Genomic DNA, 666 nt, shown 5'->3' on the forward strand with positions numbered 1-666 from the left:
CGCCCGTTCCCTATCACGCACGGCTGTAGTTCGCATCACGCTTACTGAGCCACCAACCGGCAAGCGCAAGCAGTATGATAAAGAAGGCGTGGAAATGAAATATGGAAGAATGGAATAAAGAGGCAATTGCTCCTTCTATGTTGCATTATAAAGCAAAGAACTTATGACGTTGCTTCAAGAAAGACTATTCGCAATGCAGGATAAGCAGTATGCTGTTTTCCAAGCCAAGCTGACCCTGGGAGTGCCTATGGATAGTTTCATTGGCATTCGTGTGCCCATGCTACGCAAGTTTGCAAAAGAGCTTATGAAGGAGGCAGAATGCGAGGAATTCCTTCATCAGCTTCCTCACGAATACTACGATGAGAACATGCTTCACGGACTCCTCATTTCCGAGGTGAAGGACTACGAGGAATGTATCCAGCTGACAGACTGTTTCCTGCCATTCGTGGACAACTGGGCGGTCTGCGACATTATGTCTCCGAAGGTGTTTGCCAAATACAAGAAGGAGCTATTGGCGAAAATCAAGACTTGGAGCAAATCGTCACACGTATATACTTGTCGCTTTGGAATAGAAGCACTTATGTCGCATTACCTGGACAAAGACTTCAAGGCAGAATATCTTGAAATTCCTGCATCTGTAAGGAGCGAAGAGTATTACGTAAAAAT

Annotated in this window: 1 protein-coding gene; it reads left to right on the top strand. The window is 45.3% G+C overall.

What is annotated here, in order from left to right:
- Positions 1-163: 163 nt before the first annotated feature.
- Positions 164-666 (top strand): DNA alkylation repair protein (locus tag HMPREF0673_RS04755; protein WP_007898830.1); only part of this gene is annotated, 503 nt, incomplete at its 3' end.

This window comes from Leyella stercorea DSM 18206, from assembly GCF_000235885.1.
GTDB classification, from domain to species: domain Bacteria; phylum Bacteroidota; class Bacteroidia; order Bacteroidales; family Bacteroidaceae; genus Prevotella; species Prevotella stercorea.